At 45.4% G+C, this 20,837-nt stretch carries 18 protein-coding genes; 17 read left to right on the plus strand and 1 reads right to left on the minus strand.

Features of this window, described 5'->3' with window-relative positions; all coding sequences use genetic code 11:
- Positions 1 to 14 precede the first annotated feature (14 nt).
- The 16 genes from MKZ12_RS06410 (at position 15) to MKZ12_RS06485 (ending at position 17,263) form a co-directional block, all read left to right on the plus strand.
- A complete protein-coding gene (locus MKZ12_RS06410) occupies positions 15 to 920 on the plus strand; it encodes a glycosyltransferase (RefSeq protein WP_339259415.1) in 906 nt (301 codons plus the stop codon).
- Between the two features lie 8 nt (positions 921 to 928).
- Positions 929 to 2,305 (plus strand): oligosaccharide flippase family protein, encoded by a 1,377-nt coding sequence (locus tag MKZ12_RS06415; RefSeq protein WP_339240280.1) that lies wholly within the window; start codon positions 929 to 931, stop codon positions 2,303 to 2,305.
- The gene (locus tag MKZ12_RS06420; RefSeq protein ID WP_339240282.1) at positions 2,292 to 3,320 is read left to right on the plus strand and encodes a polysaccharide pyruvyl transferase family protein; all 1,029 of its coding nucleotides are present in this window, start codon (positions 2,292 to 2,294) and stop codon (positions 3,318 to 3,320) included. The genes MKZ12_RS06415 and MKZ12_RS06420 overlap by 14 nt, the downstream gene beginning before the upstream one ends.
- Positions 3,317 to 4,699, plus strand: coding sequence for a sugar phosphate nucleotidyltransferase (locus tag MKZ12_RS06425; RefSeq protein WP_339259417.1), 1,383 nt, complete (start codon positions 3,317 to 3,319; stop codon positions 4,697 to 4,699). The genes MKZ12_RS06420 and MKZ12_RS06425 overlap by 4 nt, the downstream gene beginning before the upstream one ends.
- A 32-nt stretch (positions 4,700 to 4,731) precedes the next feature.
- Positions 4,732 to 6,063, plus strand: a complete 1,332-nt coding sequence (locus MKZ12_RS06430) for a UDP-glucose/GDP-mannose dehydrogenase family protein (RefSeq protein WP_339259419.1) — start codon at positions 4,732 to 4,734, stop codon at positions 6,061 to 6,063.
- Positions 6,064 to 6,076: 13 nt separating this feature from the next.
- Positions 6,077 to 6,997, plus strand: coding sequence for an LCP family protein (locus MKZ12_RS06435; protein ID WP_339259421.1), 921 nt, complete (start codon positions 6,077 to 6,079; stop codon positions 6,995 to 6,997).
- Between the two features lie 21 nt (positions 6,998 to 7,018).
- A complete protein-coding gene (locus MKZ12_RS06440) occupies positions 7,019 to 9,178 on the plus strand; it encodes a hypothetical protein (RefSeq protein WP_339259423.1) in 2,160 nt (719 codons plus the stop codon).
- 10 nt (positions 9,179 to 9,188) lie between these two features.
- Positions 9,189 to 9,773, plus strand: coding sequence for a VanZ family protein (locus tag MKZ12_RS06445; RefSeq protein WP_339259425.1), 585 nt, complete (start codon positions 9,189 to 9,191; stop codon positions 9,771 to 9,773).
- Positions 9,774 to 9,859: 86 nt separating this feature from the next.
- Complete coding sequence (locus tag MKZ12_RS06450) at positions 9,860 to 10,381, plus strand: hypothetical protein (protein ID WP_339259427.1); 522 nt, start codon at positions 9,860 to 9,862, stop codon at positions 10,379 to 10,381.
- Positions 10,382 to 10,743: 362 nt separating this feature from the next.
- Positions 10,744 to 10,923: a hypothetical protein gene (locus MKZ12_RS06455; protein WP_036668929.1), complete on the plus strand. Its 180-nt coding sequence runs from the start codon at positions 10,744 to 10,746 to the stop codon at positions 10,921 to 10,923.
- 32 nt (positions 10,924 to 10,955) lie between these two features.
- Entirely contained in the window at positions 10,956 to 11,864 is a 909-nt protein-coding gene (locus MKZ12_RS06460) for an ABC transporter ATP-binding protein (protein ID WP_339240290.1), read from the plus strand.
- Positions 11,857 to 12,636: a DUF2705 family protein gene (locus tag MKZ12_RS06465; RefSeq protein ID WP_339240291.1), complete on the plus strand. Its 780-nt coding sequence runs from the start codon at positions 11,857 to 11,859 to the stop codon at positions 12,634 to 12,636. The genes MKZ12_RS06460 and MKZ12_RS06465 overlap by 8 nt, the downstream gene beginning before the upstream one ends.
- 175 nt (positions 12,637 to 12,811) lie before the next feature.
- Positions 12,812 to 13,885, plus strand: a complete 1,074-nt coding sequence (locus MKZ12_RS06470; protein WP_339240293.1) for an AI-2E family transporter — start codon at positions 12,812 to 12,814, stop codon at positions 13,883 to 13,885.
- 224 nt (positions 13,886 to 14,109) lie between these two features.
- Entirely contained in the window at positions 14,110 to 14,505 is a 396-nt protein-coding gene (locus MKZ12_RS06475) for a GntR family transcriptional regulator (RefSeq protein WP_339240294.1), read from the plus strand.
- Positions 14,506 to 14,528: 23 nt separating this feature from the next.
- Positions 14,529 to 15,629, plus strand: coding sequence for a DUF5808 domain-containing protein (locus MKZ12_RS06480; protein ID WP_339259429.1), 1,101 nt, complete (start codon positions 14,529 to 14,531; stop codon positions 15,627 to 15,629).
- Between the two features lie 50 nt (positions 15,630 to 15,679).
- Entirely contained in the window at positions 15,680 to 17,263 is a 1,584-nt protein-coding gene (locus MKZ12_RS06485; protein WP_339259431.1) for an alpha/beta fold hydrolase, read from the plus strand.
- Positions 17,264 to 17,359: 96 nt separating this feature from the next.
- On the opposite strand, the gene MKZ12_RS06490 is transcribed toward MKZ12_RS06485, so the two are convergent.
- A complete protein-coding gene (locus tag MKZ12_RS06490) occupies positions 17,360 to 18,718 on the minus strand; it encodes a hemolysin family protein (RefSeq protein ID WP_339240298.1) in 1,359 nt (452 codons plus the stop codon).
- 375 nt (positions 18,719 to 19,093) lie between these two features.
- On the opposite strand from MKZ12_RS06490, the gene cls reads away from it, so the two are divergent.
- Positions 19,094 to 20,533 (plus strand): cardiolipin synthase, encoded by a 1,440-nt coding sequence (gene cls / locus MKZ12_RS06495; RefSeq protein WP_339259433.1) that lies wholly within the window; start codon positions 19,094 to 19,096, stop codon positions 20,531 to 20,533.
- Positions 20,534 to 20,837 lie beyond the last annotated feature (304 nt).

Below are 20,837 nucleotides of genomic sequence, written 5' to 3' on the forward strand. Positions count from 1 at the left end.
AATATGGGGATGAAATGATGAAGGTAACCGTCGCGATCTGTACGTATAACCGTGCACATGATGCGGTAGAGGCGATACGAAGTGCAATACAACAGAATTACGCAAGCAGCGACTATGAGATCATACTGATTGATAATAATTCGAAAGATAACACACGGGAAATCGTGCTTCAAACGATCTTGCAGCATGAGACCCATTCGATCCGGTATGTGTTGGAAGAAAAGCAAGGCTTGTCTGTAGCCCGTAACCGGGCCATTCACGAGGCGCGCGGCGAGTATATCCTGTTTCTTGACGATGATGCCTTTGCTTGCAGGGATTGGATTCGCCAGATCGTTAGTGTGTTTGAGATGAGCGAAGATATCGGATGTGTCGGTGGCAAGATTGATCCGATCTGGGAAGTGCCAGAACCGATGTGGATTCCACCCGAGAATAGGTCACTGTTCACCATTCTGGATTTTGCAGATGAAGTCACTGAAATGAAAAGCCCCTATATTCCATTTGGTGCGAATGTGGCTTTTCGGTTATCCGTCTTTGATCAACTGGCTCCCTTCCGTGAAGACCTTGGAAGAGTGGGAAACAATCTTCTCTCCAGTGAAGAGAGTGAGTTAATTGCAAGAATACGGACAAAGTTCAAGGTATATTACACGCCGTATGGGGCAGTACAACATAAAGTAGCCAAAGAGCGAACGACGAAGAACTGGTTTCTGCGCCGAATCTATTGGCAGGGTGTGAGTGATGCCATTCGTGATCAGGATCGTGGTGTTGTGCGTACGGCCAAACATGGCATCAAGCTGGCACAGGGGATAACAACTTCTCTGATCTACATCTATAATGCAGATCGGTTCACACGTCAGCTTGCCAAAGTATGTTACCGAAACGGCATGATTGTTGGGTCGCTTCGTCAAAACAGTAAGGGATGAGGATCGCTATGGCGCAAGTTGCACTTCGCAAAGTATTCAGAGGAAATGGCTTAATGAGTGCCATATTTCAGACAAGTGGAACCAATCTGCTGGTCATGACACTGACGATGCTGTCTTCCATTTTGACGTCACGCATGTTCGGCGTAGAGGGAAAGGGCGCGTTCTCGGCCATCCTGTTCTGGCCTGCGCTCTTAACCGGATTGGTCGGATTCGGACTACCCACGTCTATCATCTATAACATCAAACAGAGTGCAACCGAGAAGAGTGCACAGTATGTTCGATTAAGTTTTCTTTTTCAAGTTCCAGTGTGCATCATCATTGGTGTTGTGGCCTGGTTTGGATTGCCTTTCTGGCTCTCCAGCTTTCCGCCGGAGGTCGTGCAGATCTCCAGATGGTATACGATTGCTACGGTTCCTGTACTTATTGTCATCAATCTCATATCAGCCCTCTCGCAGAGTCGGGAGAAATTTGCTGTATATAATGGCATCCGGTTAATGATCCCCCTGTTTAATGTAGGTGGGCTTTTTGTGTTATGGGGCCTGGGCATGCTGAGCATTCAGCTCGCGGCTGCGATCTATTTTGTAACCAGCTTCTCCGTGGTGGCGTGGGCCATCTATGCCAACCGTAATGAATTGAGACTGAGATGGTTCAAGGATCGGGTGGACCGGAGCTCAGCCAAGAAGCTTTTTGGTTATGGCAGCAGGGTGTATGGCGTTGAATTGTTAGGAACGCTGTATACCCAGTTCGATAAAATCATTATTTTGGCTTTGCTCACCCCGCGTGATTTTGGACTGTATTCTGTCGTATTTGCCTTATCCCGAATCTATAATGCCGTTCAGACGGCGATTAGCAATGTGGTTTTCCCAAAAGTGACCGGATTGCCTCAAGAGCAGATTATTCGAACGGTTGGCAGAGCCTTCCGCATATCGCTCATGGTCATGATGATCATCGTAATTCCTACCATGTTTGTGGGGAACTACCTGATGGGTCTTCTGTTTGGCTCCGAATTCCTGGAAGCGAGCGTCGCATTTTATATTTTGGCTGTGGAATGCATCATTGGTGGTGGTTCATGGATTCTGGCATCCGCATTTAATGCGCTTGGACGACCAGGGCTTGTGATGATCAGACAGCTCATTGCACTCTCGGTGACGGTGGCCTTGTTCTTCGTGTTCACCCCGCTATGGGGGCTCAACGGTATTGCGATTGCTTTATTGATCGGGTCCATTGTACGAATGGTAGTCACTGTGGCCGCGATGAAGATTGTATTCAAGGTGAAGTTCGCCGCCATGTTCTATGACAAGGAAGATCTGCCGTTTCTCTATGAACGGTTAAACAAAAAAAGAAGAAGAGTCACCCAAGGAGGAGATGGAGATGCTGGGCACTAACAATATTCATCCAATGGAAGAGTTGAAGGGACATTTACGTCAGATTTTGAAGGTCATTCCACCCCGTACCGAAATCTATTATTTGGATTACCCGGTGCATAGCAATGGTGGCGACTTGTTGATTATGAAAGGGACTGAGGCTTTCTTCCGGGACAATGATATTCAAGTACGTGCCAGATACAGCATTCTGGATTGCCCTTTGTCTCTCAAGGTACCGGAAGGTATCACAATTGTGTTGCATGGGGGAGGTAATTTTGGTGACCTGTACCCTGCTCATCAGAAATTGAGAGAACGAATGATTGCCCAGCATCCGAATCATCGGATTGTCATTCTGCCTCAGACGATGTTTTACAAAAGTGATATTGAATTGAAAAAAACAGCCCAAGTATTCAATCGTCATAAGGATGTGCACTTTTTTGTCCGGGATACCTTATCTTATGAGATAGCCAGTAAAGAATTTCAACAAACAAATGTTTATCTGTCTCCCGATATGGCGCATCAATTGTGGCCTCTGAAGTCCAAGAGCAAGCCCAATGCAGAGATGTTGTATTTCTTCCGTAAAGACATTGAGAAGACTCAGAATCAGGTGCATTACGAATCCGTCAGTGGACCTAAAGCCACGTTTAAAGACTGGGAGACATTGTACAACCGGGTGGACCGGAAAATCATTCGCATGATTACATCCCGGTTGAAGTCAGGGAAAGGCAGCTCTTTCGCCCGCTGGTTGTGGTACAAATACTCTGATCGGATGGTACATACGGCCATTAAGGAATTCAATAAGTACCAAACCATTACGACATCCCGTCTGCATGGACACATTCTGGCCTGTCTCCTGGATCAACCGAATATCCTGCTGGATAATTCATATGGCAAGAACTCGAATTATTATGCAGCCTGGACCAAGAGCAACCCAGCAGGCAGACTCGAATCCAATCAGACCAGCACATATACCAAGCAGACCGAGACCGGCAAGGGAGCGAGTTCGGTCGTACTGTCAGATGGTGCAGCCCTATGAGAAGTATTCTGTTATCCGGTGGTTCTGGCAAGCGACTCTGGCCGTTATCCAATGATTCCAGATCCAAGCAGTTTCTTAAAGTGCTCCATGGGCCGGGGGGAAGTCCGGAATCCATGGTACAGCGGGTATGGCGACAGTTGAATCATGCCGGACTTGCATCACAGGCGCTGATCGCAACCAGTTTGCCACAGGTCGAGATTCTGACTTCTCAGTTGGGAGATGATGTGAGACTGGTCGTGGAGCCAGAACGGAGAGATACGTTTCCTGCAATTGCGCTGGCAGCCTCCTATCTTTATTCCGTAGAGAGTGTGAGTTTGAATGAGACGATTGCAGTGTTGCCGGTGGATCCTTTTGTTGAAAAAGAATTCTTCGAAGTGCTGGCAACCTTGCCGGAGATACTCGATAAGTCAGGTGCCGATCTGGCCTTAATGGGAGTTGTGCCGACCTATCCGTCAGAGAAGTACGGATACATCATTCCGCAATCCCGATCTTCCAGTGAAAATAACGATGAATACGTCAATGTAGCGAAGTTCCAGGAGAAACCCTGCGAATCCGATGCGGTCCTTATGATGGAGCAGGCCGCCTTATGGAATTGCGGGGTTTTTGCTTTTAAGCTGGGTTATTTGATCAATCTGCTGATTGAGATGGAACTGCCGATCCAGTACGACGAGATGCTGAAGCAATACGGAAGATTGAACAAGATCAGTTTTGATTACCAGGTTGTCGAGAAGGCGAATCAGATTATCGCTATTCCGTATAACGGATTTTGGAAAGATCTAGGCACATGGAACACACTCACGGAAGAGATGGGAACTTCGGTGGTAGGAAAAGGGTGGATTACAGGCGATTCCCTGAACACACATCTGGTCAATGAACTGAACATTCCGGTTGCCATATTGGGCTTGTCGAATGTGGTGGTGGCCGTAAGTCCAGATGGCATTCTGGTCAGTGACAAAGAGGCAAGTCCACGCATCAAGGAAATCTTGAGGAACGAGGATCAACGTCCCATGTATGAGGAGCGTAGGTGGGGTTGCTACCGGGTTCTGGATTACACCAGAAACGAAGCTGGTGGTGAGGTTCTTACCAAACGAATCTGCATCAGTGCCGGGAAAAATCTGAGTTATCAATACCATTTGCTTCGCAATGAGGTGTGGACGGTTATATCGGGAACAGGCGAATTGATTCTGGATGGGCAGAGCCGAATGATCGGGCAGGGAGATACGGTGGTCATTGACCGGAGCATGCTTCATTCCGTCAGAGCCGTTACGGAACTGGAGATCATCGAAGTACAGATCGGAAGCCAGTTGATCGAGGAAGATATCGTTAGAGTGTCTACCGAATGGCAGGACATTGTTCAGACATATGTGAAGCACGCGTAACCAACACATTAGGACATGGGGGAGATTATGGAATGAATATTACGGTGATTGGCACAGGGTATGTGGGTTTGGTATCAGGCGTATGCTTTTCGGAACTGGGAAATAACGTGATCTGTGTCGACAATAATGTGGAAAAAGTGAATTTGTTGACGGATGGTCAGGTTCCGATCTATGAACCGGGTCTCAAGGACATTATGAATGCCAATATGAAAGCGGGTAGGCTGTCCTTCACGACGAACATTCAGGATGCCATCAGTCGTTCGGATATTATTATCATCGCTGTAGGAACACCATCCCTGCCTAATGGCGAAGCGAATCTGAGTTATATTGAGCTTGTTGCACGAGAAATTGGTTCTCATATGGATAATTATAAAATAATAATGACTAAAAGCACTGTTCCTGTCGGAACTAACGATCGTATTCAGGAATGGATCAGCAGTTTGACGAATCATCCATTTGACATGGCATCGGTACCAGAGTTCCTGCGTGAAGGTACCGCTGTGCAGGACACACTGTATCCTGACCGGATAGTCATTGGCACACATAGCGATCGGGCAATTGCCACCTTGAAAGAGCTGCATCAGCCATTAACCGATCAGATTATTGTCACGGATATTCGCTCAGCCGAAATGATTAAATATGCATCCAACGCATTTCTGGCAACCAAGATCTCCTTTATCAATGAAATTTCTAACATCTGTGAAAAAGTAGGCGCAGATGTCAGCCGCGTTGCTGAGGGGATGGGATATGACAGACGAATCGGTGCTTCCTTCCTCAAGGCAGGCATTGGTTACGGAGGGTCCTGTTTCCCTAAGGATACACAAGCTCTGATTCAAATTGCAGGTAATGTGGATTATGACTTCAAACTGTTGAAGTCGGTGGTGGAAGTGAACAAGGATCAACGCTTCAACGTCATTCGCAAACTGGAAGACGCGTTGGGCTCGCTTGAAGGGAAAGAGATTGCGATCTGGGGGCTCGCCTTCAAGCCGGATACGGATGATGTTCGGGATGCTCCGGCAATTGAGATCATTCAGCGTTTGCTTGAGCAAGGAGCAGTCATTCGGGCGTACGACCCCATTGCTACTGAGAACTTCCGCAAAGAGGTGGATTCTTCATCCATTACGTGGGAGGATCGTGCGATGAACGCAGCGGAGGGCGCTGATGCACTCTGTGTTCTGACCGAATGGAAAGAGTTCATGGAGGTTAATCTGACCGATTTGGCAGCACATATGAATCAGCCCATTCTGATTGATGGAAGAAATATTTATGGAGAAGAACAGATTCAAGACACCCCCTTTCAATACTACTCCGTCGGTCGTCCAGGTCTAACCAATATCGATGGAAGAAAAACAGCAGTTATCTGACGGAGGCCATAACATGAGACGCGGGATTAAAATAACAATAGGTGCCATTTCCCTTGTTGCAGTCGTTATGATTGGATATTCTGTGTATCTGTATCTGCATGTTAAATCAGCGGCAGATCAGATGTATGAACCCCGGGAGCCCATCAAGCAGGTATCTATTGTCGACCAGAGGGGCGGGGGAGATTTCCCCGTGGACATGGAGAATGAGGAACCTTTCAATGCTTTGATTCTGGGTGTGGATGAGCGTTCGAATGATCGGGGTCGCTCCGACACCATGATTGTATTGAGTGTTAATCCTGCGAAACAATCGGTACTTATGTTTAACATCCCCCGGGATACCCGAACTAGTATCGTTGGGCATGGTACGGAGGATAAGATCAACCATGCCTATGCCTTTGGGGGCGTTAACATGTCTGTGCAAACGGTGGAACAAATGCTTGACATTCCCATACATTACTACATGAAAGTGAATATGGAGGGCTTTGCACAGGTCATCGACATGGTGGGTGGAGTGGACGTGAATAACCCGTTCGCATTTGACTACGAGGGTTACCGGTTTGAACAGGGGAATATTCATCTGGATGGTGAAGCTGCTTTGGGATTTTCGCGGATGCGTTATGATGATCCAAAGGGAGATCTCGGGCGTAATGACCGCCAGCGGGAGATTATCAAACAAGTGCTGAAGAATACGGTCCAGGTATCCAATGTGTTGCAACTGGAGACGTTGCTGGACGAAGTCAGTGCACATGTGAGAACCGACGTTACCTTTGATGAAATGAAGCAGATGTTCTCCAACTATCGTCCGGTGCTGAATCATATTGAATCTGTAGAGATCAAAGGCACAGGCAAGAAAATAGACGGCGTGTATTACTATATCGTGGAACAGTCAGAGCGAGACAGAATACATCAGATGATTGAAGGCCATTTAAAATGATCAGATAGGGCGGTGAACCAGATGCGTATCTCCAGGCTATTGAAATTATCCCTGATTGTGCTACTAATGTATATGCTCATGATACCCGCAAGTACAAACGTTGTTCAATCAGCCCAAGACTATCAATGGAAAAATATCCCCATTGGTGGAGGGGGGTACGTTACAGGTGTGGTCATTCATCCGACTGAGCCTGATCTGGTTTACGCTCGAACTGATGTGGGGGGAGCCTACCGACTGGATGTAACTTCAGGAGATTGGGTTCCACTGCTTGATCATTTTGGAGATGAGGATAGCAATCTGTATGGTGTGGATGGCATTGCGCTGGATCAGCAAAATCCCAATGTCGTGTATATCGCTGCTGGGAAGTACGGGAATGTGGGGCCAAGCGATATTCTGAAATCTACAGACCGAGGAGAAACCTGGATTCGAACCGGACTTAATCTTCGGAATGAATCGAATGGAAATATCCATCGAGCCATGGGAGAGAGCATCGCTGTGAATCCAACCAATTCCAATTACCTGCACGTTGGTACACGATATGATGGATTGTATACCTCCAGTGACGGGGCAGCCACATGGAGCAAAGTGTGGGATGTACCAAACGGGTTGGCCGGTGAGGGCATACGGAGTGTAGCATATGGATTAAATCCGGTGACGAAACAAGGTCAGGTTGTGTATGCGGGAGTTCGCGGTATTGGTGTCTATAGCAAAGCACCTAGAAGCAATGGGCAGACCACATGGCAGCTTACCGGGAGAAGTCCCGAATATCCTGCGCGTATGACTGTGGCGAAGAACGGAACCTTATATGTCACCACGGATAATCAGGGCGTCTATAAGTTCAATGGTGTGCAGTGGACGAATATCACACCAAGTTCCAGTTACTCTTCTTACTATGGGATCACCATCGATCCCAATAACGATAATCATATCCTGGTAGCCGTTCGTACAGGCGGAGATAATCTGCCCCTGTATCGTTCGGTAAACGGCGGAATTAGTTGGACTGTAGTTAATAAAACGCTGGTATCCAAACCATCATGGTGGACACCCAACATGTTTTTCTCAGCAACATCCAGTATCAAGTTTGATCCAATTCATCCGGGCACCGTATACGCTACAGACTGGTTTGGCGTGTACAAGACGGAAAATATCAATGGTACCAATGGATTGACTGGCAATACGTCGAGTACTTGGGAAGCCATTACCGATGGTCATGAAGAAGTCGTTGCACTCACTGCATCCACACCGCCTCAAGGTGTATCGTTCTTTAGTGGGTTAACGGATCAGGTCGGATTTAGACATGACAATGTAAATAATGTTCCTCTTAATAAAATTCCGCTCGCAGGTATGCGAGAAATTGTGAGTATTGACTATCATGAGGCAAATCCGAATTACATGATATTTCTCGGAAGCAGTGACTGGTATGGTACGACCACACGCTTATTTGTCTCTTCTAATAACGGAGTTACAGTAACTCCGGTAAATGTTCCGGCAGGCTCTACACTGGGGCGAGTGGCCTATTCTGCCATTAATCCAAATGTAATTGTTTATTACCCTCAGACAGGTAATCCGGTCAGAAGCACGAATCGTGGCGCAACGTGGCAAAATATGAATGGTGCCCCTTTTCAGGCCATTGGGGGAAATATGGTCTTCGCCTATAACCATCCACTGGCTGCGGATCGCATCAATGGATATAAATTTTATATGTACGCTGCTGGTTATATGTATCGCTCAACGGATGCAGGTGCGAACTGGTCCAAAGCCAATACGGTTCGTCTTCCTGTTAACACGGATATCAATACGAGCTTCATTAAAGTCGAGGCTGCCCCAGGTGTGGCGAATGCCGTATGGGTAAGTCTGGGAACCGATGGACTATATGCATCGACGAACTCGGGAAATACATTTTCCAAAATCCAGAGCGTGCAGAATTCCAAATTATTTGCCTTTGGAAAAGCTAAGCCAGGAAAATTGGTTCCAGCCGTCTATGTATACGGCACCGTTAATAACGTGCATGGTTTCTTCCGTTCAGATGATATGGGAGTAACCTGGAACAATATAGGTCCAGTAGGTGAAGGAATTGGGCTAGGCAATGAGCCGCAAATTATGGCGGCAGACCGTCAAATCTATGGTCAGGTATATGTAGGTACGAATGGCAGAGGCATGTATGTTGGATCAATAGAATAACGAGAGAGATATGAAAGTGGTGAAGATCAACATGATGGAGGAGGGCTCCGGGCGCGCGAGACAAAAGCATGTACGAAGAACGTACGGGTTTCTCATTGCTCTGCTGTTGATTGTGATCTGGATTCTGGTCATCTGGTCCATGTCAACGCAATCCTCTCAACAGCAAGACATTCAGCCTTGGCTTCATAAATGGTCTCAAAAATTGCACATCGGTTTTACGCTTCCCGATGTGCAATTCACTTACGGGGAGTACGAGTATTCACTGAAACAGAGGCCGTATGATTTTGCAGAGTTCATCTTTCGCAAGAGTGCGCACTTATTTGTCTACGCTGTGCTTGCCATGCTTGTGTATGGCGGGCTTCGATACAGGAGAACATCCCTTTTGACCAGTATCGTGTCTGCTCTGGCTGTAGTGTTCGTCATAGCCTCTATCGATGAGTATATTCAGCAGTTCAGCCCGGACCGGACAAGCTCGATACGTGATGTTGGAGTGGATTTGCTCGGTGGTTGCTGTGGAATTGCCATATATGCAGGACTTCATTCCATTATTCGCAGGATTATAAAGAAAAGGCGTGCTTCCATCTACGATAAGTGATTTCCCAGGAAATGCTGTCTTCAGAACCTGCTTCTACTTGTCTTCCAACCATCATAAGTATGGAGTAGGACAAGGAGGGCGGAGACATGCTGCGAAGAAGGAATAGGAATGCTTTGTTTAAGAAGATCGGTTTCATTGCGATCATTCTAATGTTACTATGGTTAATCGGCAGAACCATTCCATATGTATTTCGTGCAGATACACCGGATGAAGCTGCAGCTGTTGCTGAAGAATTTTACAAATATGAGCAGACGGGTGACTTCGGCAGTTCGTGGGAACTCTTTCATCCGCTGATGAAAGAGCGGTTTCCGAAAAGCGCATATGTACAGAACCGAGCACATATATTCATGCAGCATTTTGGCGTGGAGACCTTTGAACTGGAGATGGAAAAGCCGGAGCGCGAATTCGATGTAACCGTGATCGATGGCGTTAAGCCATTTTCTGAAGCCTACAGAATCCGTGTCACCCAGAAGTACTCCGGTACCTTCGGCCAATTCGATATTGTGCAGACCTGTTATCTGGTAGAGGACGGTGATGAGTGGACATTACTCTGGTATTATCCAAATCAGAAGAATAAGGATACCTCACATGTCGACAATAGTGACTGATCCGGCATCGTGGGATTGTTGTGAGAGAGACTGGAACTCTGTCATGATGATATTCACCTATACATTGAACCAAATTGTATCATTTACCTCACATGAAGCTCTGTGAATGCGAGACTTTTGTCGCATTTATGGAGCTTTTTTTGTGTTTTCCTCGTTTTTATGGCTGTAAAGCCTTGACAACAGTCCCGGTGTCAAGTAAATTACGAGATAGATACAAAATGTATCAATTTTCAGCGTCTAACGACAAATAACAAGGACTTCTAAGCTCCTTGTGAGGGGAAGGAATATCATTGATCGAAACGGGCCGCTTTTACTGTGTCAGTTGTGGGATGATTGTGTCGGTCGCTAGGAGCTCTGTCGAAATGAAGGAAGAGGGCAATGGAGGCAATCACGTATTTCGCACCGGATTCTACCGGAGTGAAATGCCGCTTGGATGCTGTGAAGCGTGTGTAGTTGAAGCGAAACGTCAGGGGAAATCCCAGTTTGCGGGACAATATACTAAAGATTATGATACACTATGTGCATATGAGAAACGGGCATGATGTATATGTTCGTCCATGAAGGAGGGGATTGAATGCAGCAGGAGCCGGTCGTCCGGATTCAGGGCGTCAGCAAAATCATATCCTCCCGATCATTGGTCAGCGACCTGACTCTGGATATTTCTCCGGGGCAGGTTTTTGGTTTTTTAGGACCTAATGGCGCGGGGAAAACAACGACGATCCGAATGATGGTTGGACTGATGTCCATCAGTAAGGGTGACATTTTAATCTCGGGACACAGTGTGAAGAATGAGTTCGAGCAGGCGGTAGCGCAGGTAGGAGCCATTGTGGAAAATCCGGAGATGTACAAGTTTCTGACCGGGTATCAGAATCTCGTACACTTTGCCCGCATGTCACCTGGAGTTACCAAGGAACGAATTGCGGAAACGATTGAGCGTGTCGGGCTTACCGCCCGTATTCACGATAAAGTCAAAACCTACTCACTGGGCATGCGCCAGCGTCTGGGTGTCGCACAAGCGATATTACATAAACCAAAGTTGCTTGTACTGGATGAGCCAACCAATGGACTGGACCCACAGGGCATACGGGAACTGAGAGACTATTTGCGTGAGCTCACTCAGGCGGAAGGCATTACGGTCTTCGTCTCCAGCCATTTGCTGTCGGAGATGGAACTGATGTGTGATACGGTGGCTATTATCCAGAACGGCAAGTTGATTGATGTAAGAAACCTTCGAGCTGAAACGGGTGCGGATGCATTAATTGAAGTTGCTTTTGAAGTGAATGATGCAGAACGCGCTGTCAACCTGATTCAGGGTGCTACTGCACAGGGCAATGTGCTTGTGGCACGGGTGTCTCGTGAGCAGATTCCAGATATCAATGCCAAGCTGGTTAGCGAAGGGTTTCAGGTATACGGTATTCGTAACGTGACTCATACCCTGGAAGAACAATTCTTGCAAGTCACTGGGGGTGGAGGCATTGGGTAGTTTCGGTAATCTGATATTGAATGAAAATATGAAAATATTCCGTCGTCCACGTACCTGGATCATGTTATCAATTCTGGTGCTGATCTCACTGTTAATGCCCGTGTTATTGCGAGAAGGAATGGGTTCCGCTGGTGTTCCATTCTGGGAAGCGGCTGTAACCACTGTTCAGATTGTATTCTTTCTGAATACGATCTTCTGTGTTGTGATTGCAGCGGAAGCGGTCGCGGGCGAATTTACTTGGGGAACAATCAAACTGCTGCTTATTCGTCCATGGTCACGAAGCAAAATTCTGGCTTCCAAGTACCTCACTGTGATCATCTTCAGCATTTTGAGTACTCTGGTTGTCATTGTCATGGCAACAGGGATGTCCTATCTGCTGTTCTCGCATGATGCTCCTTCGGGGAGTGGCAATGCACTAACCTTATGGGGATATTTGTACGTTGATCTGTTCATTACACTTGCGATTGCCTTCATGGTGTCGTCCGTATTCCGTTCAGGCGCACTTGCAATTGGCTTATCCCTGTTCATTATGTTCTCACAGAGTATCTTCTCACTCATATTTAATCCGGCCCGTTATGAGTGGGCCAAGTATGTTCTATTCAACAATATGGACCTTAGCAAATACATGAGCTCGGGAGCGGATTTTGCGCTCATGGGTGGTCCGAGTGCAGGAATGACACTTGGTTTCTCCATTGCAGTCCTGGCAGTGTATTATGTTATTTTCATGGTGATTTCCTGGGTTGTATTCAGCAAAAGAGATGTGGCAGGCTAACGCCTGCTTCTTTTTTTTGCTCCAATGCTGTCTCGGTAAGAAAACAGTGTATAATCAGCATCGCCTGTGGCATGACTGTCATTTAAGGGTAATTAGTACCATAAGTAAATGACTAGATATACATATGAACGCCGCAGTCACTTTGGCCGAGCAGCGCATGGAGGGATCACGTTCCTTGATTAACAACAAGTTCTACCGCATATGTACAGCAATTATTTTGTTGCTGCTCATTGTGTACCTTGGGGATAAAGTAAACTTTATATTCAGCCCCCTGACCTCACTGATTCATATCATCATCATTCCGCTGCTGATTGCCGGGTTCTTCTATTATCTGCTGAGACCGCTCGTCGATTATATGGAAAGGCACAAAATTAAGCGTGCATTGTCAGTTCTGATCATTTATGTCGTGACTGCATTGATGATTGCAGGTTTTAGTGTCCTGGTATGGCCTTCACTGAGAGAGCAGCTGCTGAATTTTGTGGAGAATGCTCCAGCATTGGTTACTTCGCTCAGCGAACAGTTGAATGCACTTGAAAAGAGCAATTTTGTATCCAGATACCTGCCTGATGATTCCAATCTATTCTCACGATTATCCGATGTTCTGAGCCAAGGGATCACGCAGGTTACCGATTACGTCTCCGGGTTATTCTCCGTAGTATCGAATCTGGTTATCATTCTGGCGACATTCCCAATCATGCTGTATTACATGCTCAAGGAAGGCAGCAAGTTTGGAACGAATCTGACCTTATTGTTGCCAAGGCATTATCGGAAGGATGGAGAAGAAACCGTCCATGAGATCGATGAAGCACTAAGCAACTATATTGTTGGCAGGGTCATTGTTAATGTTGCTCTGGGCATTCTGATGTACATCGGTTTTCTTATCTTGGGTCTGCCGTATGCATTGCTGTTGACTGTTGTGTCGATTATTCTGAACTTCATCCCTTATGTGGGTGCATTGCTGGCAGCTATTCCGGTTGTCATTGTCGCGTTTATTGAATCCCCTTCGATGGCGATCTGGTCACTGGTGATTATTGTGATCGCACAGCAAATTCAGGATAACCTGATCTCACCTTACGTTTATGGCAAACAGCTTGATATTCATCCTCTCACTACCGTTATTCTATTGCTCGTGGGTGCCGATCTGGGGAATATCCTGGGCATGATTATCGTTATTCCGCTGTATATGATTCTGAAAATTATCGTTCGCAAAATCCATTATCGGATTGTCGAAGATAAGACTGAACTTTGAAGAGCATTCTAAATATCCCGCTGTCATAGGATAACACTAAGGTTATTTTGAATCACATAGAATAAGCTCAATAGGATAAGCCGCATATCAATGGTGATGGGTCAGGTAAGTTGGCACTCACGATGGATATGCGGCTTTATTTTTTTATTTTCATTTTTATTGCTCACTTATGTTATAGCTGTTATACTTGATATATAACAGATAACAAAAAAGAAGGTGAACCCTTGATTATTCAACTGGATATGCAATCTGAACTTCCCATATATTCGCAACTCGTTTATCAAATTATTGAAGGCATTGCCAGTGGCGAGTTACAGCTAGGTGAGGCGTTACCTTCGGTTCGGAATTTGGCCGCAGATATTGGTGTTAACCTTCATACAGTCAACAAGGCTTATACAATACTCAAGCAAGACGGGTACATTCTGGTTCATAGACAAAAGGGCGTTGTGGTAAACCCTGATGGAATGCCTAATTTAACGGATGATTTTTTGAAAAAGCAGCAAAGAGAATTAAGACCGATTATTGCCGAAGCAATATGTCGCGGAATGACCAAAGAGGAACTGTCTGCGGTATTAGACCAAATGTATGATGATGTAAAGATGGGTCACAACAAAGAATAAAGAATCAAGGGAGTGTGTTATGTATGCAACTATTTAGTATATTGCCTATCATTTTAATCTTTGCTCCATTAGCCTTACTTTTATCCTTTGCACCTTATGTAACAAGGGAAACCATCAGCTTTGGGGTTACGGTAAGTCAATATAATTACTACACACCAGTCTTACGTAAGCTCCGGAGAACGTTTGCCACAGTAAGTCTGATCGGAAACGGGCTGATTGTTCTTGCCTGTCTGTATGTACTCCGATCTGCCAATGAAGAGTCTACCGCAATGATCACCGGTGTTTGCACCATGATATTCATTGTGTACTGGTCCGCACTACACATAGTATTTCATTTCAAGATGAAAAAGATAAAAGAAACACTTACAACTGTAGAAGCACCTCAAAGGGTTAAAATCGACACTACCTTCCGCCAAAATAAACTCACCTATTCCAACTATTGGTTTCTCGTTCACATAGCTATTATTGTAGCCATTGCGTTCATTACAATCTTGAATTATAACGCACTGCCTAACGTCATTCCGATGAAATATGATCTTCAGGGCAATGTCACTTCCAGTGTGCCCAAAACCTATCTTTCGGTACTGGCTATTAACCTTGTACAGCTAGGTATCATTGCACTGATGATGTTGGTGAACTGGAGTATTAAAACAAGCAAACAACAGCTTGCTCCATCTAATCCTGCCCAATTTGCTGCTGATCATATCCGATTCCGCCGTAAGTGGTCTCTATTTACGATCATAACAGGCTTGCTTCTTACCATCTTATTTGCCTTCATTCAGATAAATATGTTCGTTCCTAATCAGGTCTTGTTAACAGCGATTAGTCTGATCACCTCAGTGGGGATCTTATTAGGTGCTATTTTGTTGTCTCTCACAGGCAGACAAGGCGGTGGGAAAATTAGGAATCATCAGGAAGATCGCGAACGGTCCAAGGAGCAGCCTGTGAATGACGATGATTATTGGAAGCTTGGCTTTATTTACTTCAATGCCAATGATCCTTCTTTTACCGTAGAAAAACGTTATGGCATAGGCTGGACGATTAACTTTGCTCGTCCACTATCTTGGGTCCTAGTGTTACTCATTATTGCTATTGTTGTTTTAAGCAGAGTTCTGAGCCAATAAAGGCTCATAGACTATGCATATTATAAAAATGATTTGGAGGAAACATGACCATGACCAATTGGAAAAAGCTACTCCTGTCTCTTAGTTTCGTATGTCTCATCTTGCCAGTGACATCGATCTCAGCAGCTGCTGAAGAACACGCTGGGAATGAAAATCTGGTTCCTATTCGTGAGATTGCAGAACAGAATGGTGCAGAGGTATCTTGGCAACAAAAAACAGGACAGATCACGATACGCAAAAATGAACTTATCATTGTAGTTAAGGTAGGGGAGAAACAGGCGATAGTGAATGGGCAAGTCGTACCCATAAGCAATCCTGTTCGGTTAACGAAAGGGGTTACCTTCATGGATGAAGGATTTCTTAATGAGACTCTGAATACATCACCTGAGGATCGGTTCATTTCACTTATAAGTGAGGGCAATGGCAAGGAAGCTGCGAAGTATGTTCATAGCTCTGTGAGTGGAGTGTTGTCTCCTGCGTTGTTGAGCCAGTTATGGACAGCATTAGAAGGACAAAATGGTAAAATCACAAATAAAGCCATAGCTAAACACGTAGAAAATAACACCGTGCATCGCAATGTCACCTACACGTTCAAGACAGAGCTTACTCGTATTAATATTACGGTCAGAATGAATGATAATGGACTTGTGGATGACTTGCATATTGCCGCCGCTACTCCAGATGTGTATCAAAAACCAAGCTATGACGACCCATCTGCGTACATAGAACAAGACATAACGGTGGGTCAGGGCGATTTAGCTTTACCAGGAACATTAACATTGCCCAAAGGAGAGGGACCTTTCCCGGTTGTCATTCTGGTACACGGTTCTGGGCCTAGCAATCGAGACGCTGCCATTGGTGGGGCGAAGCCATTCCGTGATCTTGCGGTAGGTTTAGCTTCACAAGGCGTTGCCGTATTAAGACACGATAAGGTCACGTATGAGCATACCTATAAGGTCGCTTCACAGCCTAAATTCACGTTAAAACAAGAAAGTGTAGATCAGGTAGCCGATGCAGTAGATTTGCTTAAAAAGAATTCAAATATTGATTCTACAGCCATTTTTGTGGCTGGACATAGTCAAGGCGGGTTTGCAGTACCGTTGATTATTGCTGACGATAAGCAGCATGATCTTGCAGGAAGCATTCTGCTTGCTGCGCCAAGTAGCAGCTTTGCGGATGTGCTTATCGAGCAGCAGGACGAATTGGTAGACCGGATGGAGCGGCTAGGTTTAGACACGAAGATCATCAAAGAACAAGCTGCTTTTTATAAAAATGCTGCTGCGATCGTCAAAGATCCTCAATACTCTATAGATCATCTTCCTGAGGCATTTCCACTTCAACCTGCTTATTGGTGGTTTGAGCAGAGAGATTATGTGCCTGCGGAATTGGCTAAAACGCAAAATACTCCTATGCTTGTTATACAAGGCGAAAACGATGTGCAAGTGTCTATGGATCAGTTCCAAACCTGGAAATCGGTTCTTCAAGGTCATTCCAATGTAACGTACAATAGCTATCCAAAGGTAAATCATCTTTTATCCAGATATGATGGACTTTCGATTGGTCAAGAGTACACTGAGCCGTCTAATGTCTCCAAAGCCATTATCGATGATATAGCGAATTGGGTATTAAAATGACATGGAGAAGAGTAACATATTGAGCCTAAAATAATATAAAAGAGGAGCACTTGCCAATGCAGGCAGCTGCTCCTCTTCTTTGTTTATGAATGTGCTTTATTTAACCCGATTGGACTCTTTGTCGTCTTCATCGGTATAATCAGACATCGTCAATGGTTCCTTGGGGACAATGGCCACTTTGTAGAACCGATTCTTGTCTTTTTCCAGCAAAACAAAAGTAAGATTCTCGAACTCATATTCTTCCTGTTCGTTCATCTCGGGACGATGACTGTAGAGCCATCCACCAATGGTGTCCCACTCATCTGCATCCAGGCTGGACATAAACATGTCGTTCACCTTCGATAAGGAAACCTTGCCATCCATAATGACATAGTTCTCATTGATGACCTGAATATCTTCCACTTCGTCTGCGTCGAACTCATCGCGGATCTCACCGACAATCTGTTCAAGCACATCTTCAATGGTTACAATTCCGGATGTTCCTCCATATTCATCCACCAGCACGGCGATGTGCACGCCATCCTTCTGCATTTTCTTGAGCAAGTCCTTTACAGGAGTTGTTTCATGAACAGCGGATACAGGCTGAATCAGAGAAGACAGATCGACAGGCTCATCATTTCCGTATAGTTCCAGGAAGAATTGCTTCGTATTAATGATACCGATAATATCGTCTTTGCTCTCATTAACTACTGGAAAACGGGTATACTGTTCTTCACGAATAATCTCCAGGTTTTCCTCATTCGTTCTATTTACATAAAGGCAGACCATATCGGTCCGGGGTACCATGATTTCTTTGGCTAACATCTCATCAAAAGCAAAAATCCGGCTTACATAACCGAACTCGGCTTGGTTTATTTTACCGTTTTCGAAGCTTTCATTAATAATGATCTGCAACTCTTCTTCAGAGTGAGCATCTTCGTGCTCGGAAGCAGGTTTGATTCCGAACAGTTTCACCAGTTGGTTCGCTGAGCCGTTTAACAGCCAGATAAAAGGATACATAATTCGGTTAAACCAGATGATAGGTGTAGACGTCAGCAGGGCTACAGTTTCTGCTTTGCGGATTGCAATCGTTTTTGGAGCAAGTTCACCAACCACAACATGCAGATACGTGATGGAAGCAAACGCAATAACAAATGATAAGAATGAAGAAACGGCCTCAGGAATTTGCAAGCTTTCGAACACAGGGTGGAGAATCTTCTCTACCGTCGGTTCACCCAACCAGCCCAGTCCCAGAGAGGTAATCGTGATGCCGAGCTGGCAGGCGGACAAATATCCATCCAGATTGGCAACGGCTTGTTTCACAGCCAGCGCACGCTTGTTTCCTTCTGCAATCATTTGGTCGATCCGGCTTGGACGAACCCGTACCAGAGCGAACTCCACTGCAACAAAAAACGCCGAAAGTCCTATCAAAAACGCAACCAATATTAAATTTAACGCATACCTCTCACTGTCCATTCACTACTGTTCTCCTTTAAGTAATAAGTTTTTAACGAGTATTATATCTAATTTTACGTAAGAAGACCACCTTCTCATGAAGAAAGGAGGAAGAGTCTGGAAGGGACGATGAGCAAATTGGCGCTGCAATGCGGTTCTGTATCATGATTAATCTGATATGTAGAAGGTAACACAGTCATAATATACAACCTGTGATGAGATATTCCGATTACCAGAATCAAGTATGCGGTCTGCTTATGTAAAGTTTTATCTAAGCAAACGTTACGAATAGGGGCTACATTGGGTATCTATGATTAGCTGTATGCATAATCGTCAAAGCTGTGTAAGTGAGAGAACGGCAAGGTCATGAAGCTTGCCACCTAAGGAGGAAGCCGAATGTTCTGGCTGGTCATTATATTAGTCGTATTTATTTTTCAGGCAGCCACGATTCTTTTGCTGGAATTTCGGAATCCGGCTAAAGCTGTGGCTTGGCTGTTTATTTTGTTCTGCGTGCCTTTGATCGGTTTTGTAGTGTATTATTTCGTGGCGCAGGATTATAACAAACGAAAAAAACTCCGCAAGGGTGGATCGCGAATCTTCCGTGAAATGAAGGAAACGATCTGGAAACAAGCCCACATCATCGGGGATGTTGAACAGATGCCTGGCGATCGTTTCAGCCATCAACATCGATTGTTTAACCTGTTAACCCATCTGTCGGAGAGCCCGATCACGGGTTGTAACCACAGTACGGTACTCACCAATGGTGAAGAGGCATTTGCGGCAATGCTGAGAGAAATGAAAAAAGCAAAGCACCATCTTCATGTGGAATTTTATATTTTTCGTGATGATGTCATCAGCACCATGTTTCAGGATGTCATGATTCGTAAGGCGCAAGAGGGAGTGAAGGTTCGGTTTATCTGCGACGGTCTCGGCAGCCACAAGATGAGTGGAAGCTTTATCCGCAAACTTCAGGATGCTGGTGTGGAATTCCATTATTTTCTCCCACCGCTGATCGCTACGATTGACCGCAGAGTGAACTACCGGAACCACCGCAAAATTGTTGTTGTGGATGGACGGGTTGGCTTTGTGGGCGGTATTAACGTAGGTGATGATTATCTTGGACAATATCCAGAGGTAGGTTTCTGGCGGGATACACATGTGCAGATTGAGGGAGACGCTGTATACTTTCTGCAAAGTACGTTCCTTAATGACTGGAAACTGGCTGCTGGTGAGCGAATTACCGAACCCCAGCTTGCAGAATTATTTCCTCCACATATCTGTAGCGGGGAAGAGCGAATTCAGATATTGGCTAGCGGACCGGATCAGGACTGGGATGCGATTCAGGAGATGTGTTTTGGGGCCATTTCGGTAGCTTGTGAACGGATCTATATTACCACACCTTATTTTATACCTGATCCCGCACTATATGAGGCGCTCAAAACAGCTGCAGTCAGTGGCGTCGATGTGAGAATTATCATTCCGTATCAATCCGATTCAAAACTCGTACACCTGGCGTCACTTTCTTATGTGGAGGAACTGTTGCGAGCAGGTGTGCAGTTTTTCCAATATCGCAAAGGTTTTGTACATGCCAAAGTGATGATTGTAGATGAGTTGCTCGCTACAGTCGGAACAGCCAACATGGATATGCGCAGTTTTTTCTGCAATTTCGAGTTGACGGCGGTCCTGTTCGAATCCTCTGCGATTCAGCGTTTGATGAATGACTTTGAACGTGATCTCGGGGAATGCAGTCAGATCGATGGGAAGGTATTTCAGAAGCGTTCACGGGGACAAAAAGGCGCAGAAATGCTTTCTCGGATGCTTTCTCCGCTTCTTTAGCCGATTTAGGACAGATTTCTGAAGATAAGTTCACTTTTTGTGAATTTATCTTCTTTTTGCTTAGTATTTTGCGCAAATTTGATCTTTTATGATATAATAGATATATAAATCATGTCTTGGCGAAGGAGGGGAGTCTGCGGGAAAACAGGCTCCCTTTTGCTCTCTTTTGAAAGTACAAACCGGGATGAAGAACATTTTGAATCCATTTTATATCGCCTTTAGATGCTTGTGCTTGTATGGCCAGGGTACATGTAGAACGCAGTTTGCTGTTTTCTATATGTCGATTCACCCTGAGTATTTAAAT

The organism is Paenibacillus sp. FSL R5-0713 (assembly GCF_037973325.1).
Lineage (GTDB): Bacteria > Bacillota > Bacilli > Paenibacillales > Paenibacillaceae > Paenibacillus.